Annotated in this window: 6 protein-coding genes and 1 rRNA gene; 2 read left to right on the plus strand and 5 right to left on the minus strand. The window is 49.9% G+C overall.

All coding sequences use genetic code 11. The annotated features are described in order from the left end of the window. Positions 1-125 precede the first annotated feature (125 nt). From polA to ACIP6T_RS23280, 4 genes are all read right to left on the minus strand, one after another. On the minus strand, positions 126-2915 hold the full coding sequence (gene polA, locus ACIP6T_RS23265; RefSeq protein WP_400459355.1) for a DNA polymerase I: 2790 nt from the start codon (positions 2913-2915) through the stop codon (positions 126-128). 370 nt (positions 2916-3285) lie between these two features. Continuing rightward, complete coding sequence (gene dsbA, locus ACIP6T_RS23270) at positions 3286-3915, minus strand: thiol:disulfide interchange protein DsbA (protein WP_400459358.1); 630 nt, start codon at positions 3913-3915, stop codon at positions 3286-3288. A 26-nt stretch (positions 3916-3941) separates the two neighbouring features. Then, positions 3942-4928: a serine/threonine protein kinase gene (locus tag ACIP6T_RS23275; protein ID WP_345827673.1), complete on the minus strand. Its 987-nt coding sequence runs from the start codon at positions 4926-4928 to the stop codon at positions 3942-3944. Positions 4929-4974: 46 nt separating this feature from the next. After that, positions 4975-5250, minus strand: a complete 276-nt coding sequence (locus ACIP6T_RS23280; protein WP_097095534.1) for a YihD family protein — start codon at positions 5248-5250, stop codon at positions 4975-4977. Positions 5251-5322: 72 nt separating this feature from the next. Between ACIP6T_RS23280 and mobA the strand changes: the two genes are divergently transcribed. Together mobA and mobB are read left to right on the plus strand one after the other, a co-directional pair. Beyond that, entirely contained in the window at positions 5323-5898 is a 576-nt protein-coding gene (gene mobA / locus ACIP6T_RS23285; protein WP_400459362.1) for a molybdenum cofactor guanylyltransferase MobA, read from the plus strand. Next, on the plus strand, positions 5895-6392 hold the full coding sequence (gene mobB / locus ACIP6T_RS23290) for a molybdopterin-guanine dinucleotide biosynthesis protein MobB (RefSeq protein ID WP_400459365.1): 498 nt from the start codon (positions 5895-5897) through the stop codon (positions 6390-6392). Before mobA ends, mobB begins: the two co-directional genes overlap by 4 nt. Before the next feature lie 92 nt (positions 6393-6484). On the opposite strand, the gene rrf is transcribed toward mobB, so the two are convergent. After that, positions 6485-6574, minus strand: a 5S ribosomal RNA gene (gene rrf / locus ACIP6T_RS23295); the annotation flags it as partial.

Genomic DNA, 6574 nt, shown 5'->3' on the forward strand with positions numbered 1-6574 from the left:
CTTAGCCGTTAGGCAGTTACAAAACGCGTATCCTGAAGGCCGCTTTGTGACGTGGCTGAACCGATTAAGTAAACTTTTTTCTTATGATGGTGTCAGCGGCTGACATTTGCCGCTGACTGGCAGCATCAGTGTGCCTCATCCCAGTTATCACCGGTTCCAACTTCAACCTGCAACGGCACATCCAGCTTCATGCTGTTTTCCATCAGTGCACGGATGGTCTTTATAGCGCCGTCCACCGCATCGCTGCGGATCTCAAACACCAGTTCATCGTGGACCTGCATAATCATCCGTACGGCATCGTCCTTTTGCTCTAACAGCCAACCATCTACCGCAATCATGGCACGCTTGATGATATCTGCAGCCGTGCCTTGCATTGGGGCGTTGATTGCAGCGCGTTCGGCAGCTTTACGACGGATCGCATTGCTGGAGGTGATATCCGGCAACCATAGACGACGACCATCGAGCGTTTCGACATAGCCTTTTTCGGCTGCTTTTGAACGCGTCTCTTCCATATAGCGCAGCACGCCCGGATAACGTTCAAAGTAGAGGTCCATGTATTTCTTCGCCTCGCCCGCGCCAATATTCAACTGACGTGAAAGGCCAAAAGCGCTCATCCCGTAGATCAAACCAAAGTTGATGGCTTTAGCACTACGACGCTGCTCGCCGGAGACCTTACTGAGCGTGACGCCAAACACTTCTGCCGCAGTCGCGCGGTGGATGTCTTCCCCTTGTGCAAAGGCCTCCAGCAAGCCTTTATCTTGCGACAGATGCGCCATAATACGCAGTTCAATCTGTGAATAGTCCGCAGCAACAATAATATTGCCCGGCCCAGCAATAAACGCCTGGCGAATACGGCGGCCTTCTTCGTTGCGCACAGGGATATTTTGCAAGTTAGGATCGGTGGAAGAGAGTCGCCCCGTCGCCGTTACCGCCTGATGATAGGACGTATGCACGCGACCCGTTACCGGATTGATCATCTGCGGCAGCTTGTCGGTATAGGTCGATTTTAGCTTGGAGAGGCCGCGATGCTCGAGGATGACCTTCGGCAACGGATAATCCAGCGCCAGTTCGGCCAACACTTCTTCACTGGTGGAAGGGGCGCCACCGGGGGTTTTTTTCGTCGGCTTAATACCCTGCTTTTCAAACAGAATGGTTTGCAGCTGCTTAGGTGATGAGAGATTAAATGGCTCGCCCGCCAGCTCATGAGCCTTTAGCTCCAGTTCCGCCACGCGGGTAGTAAGTTCCTGAGAGTGTTTTGCCAGAATATTTTGATCAATCAGCACGCCATTGCGTTCAATGCGCGAGATGACCTTTAACAAAGGCATTTCAATCTCTTCAAATACCTTCTTCGGCCCGGCTTCAGGCTCCAGCTTCGCCCACATTTTCAAATGCAGTTGCAGGGTGACATCCGCGTCTTCAGCAGCATAGTGCCCTGCTTGCTCAATGGCGATCTGGTTGAAGGTGAGCTGGTTTTTCCCTTTTCCTGCGATCTCTTCAAAGGTCACCGTTTTATGGTTCAGCCAGCGTGCGGCCAGGCTATCCATATCATGTTTACCTCCCACGCTGTTGAGGCAATAGGACTCCAGCATGGTGTCGAACTTGATGCCGTTCAGCTCAATATCGTAATTCTTCAACACGCCGCGATCATATTTAAGGTTCTGCCCAACCTTTGCCGCTTTGCCATCTTCGAGCAAGGGTTTCAGCTGTTTCATTACGTCGCTACGGTCAAGCTGGTCTGGTGCATCAAGATAATCATGGCCAACCGGTAGATATGCCGCTTCTCCCGGTGCAACGGCAAATGCAATACCAACAATGTTGGCACTAAGCGTATCCAGTGAATCGGTTTCCAGATCGAAAGCGAACAGCTCGGCGCTTTTCAGCTTCTGCAACCACTCAGCAAATGTCGCCTCATCGAGAATGGTAACGTAGCCATCCGCGGAGAGTACGCTGGTGGTTTCCACTGCAGGTGTGGCAGGCTCATTAAGCTGGGTTTTCTGGGCCTGTAAATTGCTCTTTTTACCCTGTAGCCAGGATCCATCCTGCAAATCAGCGATCCAGCGTTTGAATTCAAACCGGCTGAATAACGTTTGCAGTGCGACCACGTCCGGTTCATTGACCGTAAGTTGATCGCAGGTTAGGTCAAGTTCAACGTCAGTTTTGATCGTTGCCAGCTGATAAGAAAGGAAGGCCACTTCACGATTCTGTTCCAGTTTCGCCGCCATAGTTTTCGCACCGCGGAAGGAGAGCTCGGCCACTTTGTCGAGATTATCGTAAATTGATTGCATCCCGCCCAACCCCTGCAGCAAGGCTTGGGCAGTCTTCTCACCCACGCCCGGCACGCCAGGGATGTTATCTGAACTGTCACCCATCATGGCGAGAAAATCGATAATCAATTCCGGTGGCACGCCATATTTTTGCTCAACCTCTTCCGGACCTAGCACGGTATTCGTCATGGTGTTAATCAGCGTAATCGCCGGCGTCACCAGCTGCGCCATGTCTTTATCACCGGTGCTAATCAGTACCGGACGACCACGTTTTTCCGCCTGCTGTGCCAGCGTACCGATGACGTCATCTGCCTCAACGCCAGATACCGCTAACAGCGGCAGGCCCATCGCTTTCACCATTTCATGCAGAGGCTCAATCTGCGCACGCAGATCATCCGGCATAGGTGGACGATGCGATTTGTAGTGCTCAAATAACTCATCGCGGAAGGTTTTTCCTTTGGCATCGAAGACCACAGCCACATGGCTGGGTTGATACTGCATCAGCAAGCTTTTGAGCATGTTGAGCACACCGTACATGGCGCCAGTTGGCTCGCCCGCACTGTTCGTTAGCGGCGGAAAGGCATGATATGCACGGTATAGATAAGATGAGCCGTCGACCAGAATCAGGGGGTTTTCTGCAATTTGCGCCATAGGTTCGTATTTTCTTCGTTGCGATGTTGAGGGCTATAAGGATGCCACAACCGGAGGAGAATGTTGAATGCGCTCAGAGATGTCAGGATCTTTTTCATCGTTACGCGGGGCCGATCGCAAGGATCGGGCTGTGGATAAGTTTGTGCGTAAAAATCATAACGTATTGTTATTTACGTTAATTGTAATTATATTTATTTCACAACCTGATTAAAATCAAATGGTTATTTAGTTTTTGCGACTTAACGCACCAAAATGAAAAGACGATCGTCCATGTGGATATTTAGTGAAGGAGAATAATCGAGACGAGAGAATAACAAGGCGATATATAAAATAAAAATGCCGACAATGTCGGCATTTTTATTAGGCTAAATTACTTCTTTTCAACCAGGAACTTCACTACGTTGGCGTAATCGGCAACGAAATTGTCCATTGAGCTAGTGTCTAACCCACCGTTGTTAACCATGTATTTGCCGTTAACAAAGATCGCTGGCACACCTTGAAGATTGACATCCGCAGCGGCTTTCTGTTGCTGAGCAACCAGCGCTTTTACTGCGAAGCTATTCCACGCAGCATCGTAATCTTCAGAAGAAATACCGGCTGCTTTAATAAAGGTCTCTTTCAGGCTCGCTGCATCGGTCACGGTTTGGGTCTTCTGAATACCGTCGAATATCGGTGCAGTTACTTTGCTTTCTACGCCCAGTGCCATTGCAACAGCCCATGCCTGAGTAACGACTGGACCGAATTGGCCACCAAGGAAATCAACGTGGTATTTCGTCACTTTAGTGTCAGCCGGCAGGTTCTTTTTCACTGCATCGCTCACGTGATAAACGCGTTCGAACTGGTAGCAATGCGGGCAGAAGAAGGAGAAGAACTCCAGAACCTGCGGCTCACCTGCCACTGGTTTTGGCAGAGTATTAAACTGCTTACCATCAGTGAACTGTGCCGCTGAGGCGCCAAATGCCAGCATTAGACCTACCAGCGCAAACATGATCTTTTTCATCGTGAAACTATCTCCTGAGTACTTCATTAATATTGCGGGCTAAGCTGCAACGGCGGTTCGTGTAACAGCCTTTCCTGCTCGATAAATAATACAATCTGCCGGCGCCAAAAATCCTCATCTGTCATCCAGGGAAAGGCGCGCGGAAATGCGGGGTCCTGCCAGCGGCGTACCACCCAGGCCAAATAATAAACCATGCGCATAGCGCGTAAAGGCTCAATCAGTGACAATTCATGTACATCGAAATCGCCGAATTCATTGTAAGCTTCCAGCAAAATATCCCATTGAATCAACTGTTCCTGACGATCGCCATTGATCAGCATCCATAAATCCTGCACTGCCGGTCCGCTGCGCGCATCATCAAGATCGACAAACATTGGGCCTTCACGCCACAAAATATTGCCGGGATGACAGTCGCCGTGCAACCTGAGCGGCTGCCATTCGGTGTGCCAACGCTGCTGCAGTGTCGCGGCTAGCTTATCAACGGCGGCAAGCAGTGAATCTTTGAGAGAAGTCGGTACTAATGCGCTTTGCTCCAGCTCACAACGCGGTTGAAGTACATACTCTTCCAGTCCAAATGTTGGGCGCTGTTGAAACGGACTTTGTCTGCCAGTTTGATGAATTCGCCCAAGAAAGCGGCCAACCCATTCCATCTGTTCCTCATTGTCAGTTTCATACTGCCGCCCACCCAAGCTGGGGAAGACCGCGTACATAAATCCGGCATGATGATTAAGCGTGCTCCCCTTGAGGCTCAGCGGTGCGGCTACCGGCACTTCATCGGCCAACAGATCATGAGTGAATTGATGTTCTTCAAGGATTTGTTGTTCACTCCAGCGCTGCGGACGATAAAATTTCGCCACGTAGCGTCGCTTCTCATCATCGCTAAATTGATAGACGCGGTTTTCGTAGCTGTTGAGGGCTGTTAAGCCTGATTCGACACGCAGACCCGCGTCCCAAAGAGCATCTAGAATGACATCGGGATTCAGCGTCTGGAAATTAAAGGCGGCTTCGCTCATCATTTTGCCTGTGTGTTACCTTTGCTATTAATGCGCAAGGATAACACTACTCATCATCCTTAATCACACCGCGTGCTCGTAATAGCGCGGTTTTGAAGTCCACTTCATAATCCTTTTTTAGTCCGGGGATCTCTGCATCACTACCTGCTTCTCGCATTTTGAGATGGTAAATCAATACATCATCCGTTAATTCACTTAATGGGCCACTGAAACCAGATTCTTGCGCCAGTTTTTGTAAAAATGCCAACAAGTTGAGATCGGAATCCTTTTGCCATGCAGGCTGCAGGAGTTCAAGCAGTTCATTTAGACGGTGGTATTTCATCATGGATTCCTTTATGCAAGTGGTACGCTGCCGCTATGTAAGTATCGTCCAGAATGAAGCAAGGAGACGAAGATGACAGCATTTACCGGCGTGATCCTCGCAGGTGGGCAAGGCAACCGTATGGGTGGACAGGATAAAGGGTTGCTGGTGCTACAGGGACAACCGCTTTATCAGCACGTTTTGCGGAAATTGCGACCGCAGGTCAATATTGTGTTGATAAGTGCCAACCGTAACATTGATCGCTATCAGGCAAGTGGTTGTCAGGTTGTTACAGATTCAATGCCGGATTATCCCGGACCGCTGGCCGGCGTGCTCAGCGGACTGCGCCACAGTAAAACTGAATGGGTGGCTTTCTCTGCTTGTGATACCCCGTGGCTTCCACACGATTTTGTTGCTCGTTTATGGCAGCAACGAGGGACAGCACCTGCGGTGTGGGTGAAATCTTCACAGCGCGACCATCCGGCTTTGGCACTGGTCAATTGCTCGCTAGCGGATGAGCTTGAGGCCTGGCTGCTGCGCGGTGAGCGACGTCTCATGCAGTTTTTACGTGAGCATGGTGGACATCCAGTTGAATTTTTAGACCCAGAATCATCCTTCCGTAATATTAATACGCCGGACGATTTAGCAAATGAGGAAACTTTGCCATGAACGTGCCTTTACTGGCATTTACTGCCTGGAGCGGGACCGGGAAAACCACACTCCTTGAAAAAGTCATTCCGCTGCTAAAGGCGCAAGGAATACGATCGGGATTGATTAAGCATACGCATCATCAAATGGATATTGATACGCCGGGAAAAGACAGCTATTTGCTGCGCAAGGCTGGAGCGGATCAGGTTATTGTCGCCAGTAATCAGCGATGGGCTTTGATGTCTGAAACGCCTAATCAGCCACTTAATCTCGTGGCATTAGCATCCAGAATGGAGCTTTCAACGCTGGATTTGGTACTGGTCGAAGGCTTCAAAGATGAGCCGGTACCTAAAGTTGCGCTTTGGCGGCGTGGTGTTAAGGGAGAGATTGAAGATTTACTCGATAGTCATGTGATCGCAATCGCCACTGACGAAGATTTAGAGATCAAATTGCCTCTTTTAGATATTAACCAGCCGCAAAGGGTTGCTGATTTTATTGTTGAATGGCTGAAATAATATGGAGATAGATGTTGTTTTAGCTGGTTTTGCTATTCACTGGACGTAAAAAAGCCCCGAACTTCCGTTCGGGGCTTCTTCACTTAATTAATGCCTGGCAGTTCCCTACTCTCGCATGGGGAGGCCCCACACTACCATCGGCGCTACGGCGTTTCACTTCTGAGTTCGGCATGGGGTCAGGT

It is taken from the genome of Pantoea sp. NPDC088449 (assembly GCF_044753225.1).
Lineage (GTDB): Bacteria > Pseudomonadota > Gammaproteobacteria > Enterobacterales > Enterobacteriaceae > Pantoea > Pantoea floridensis.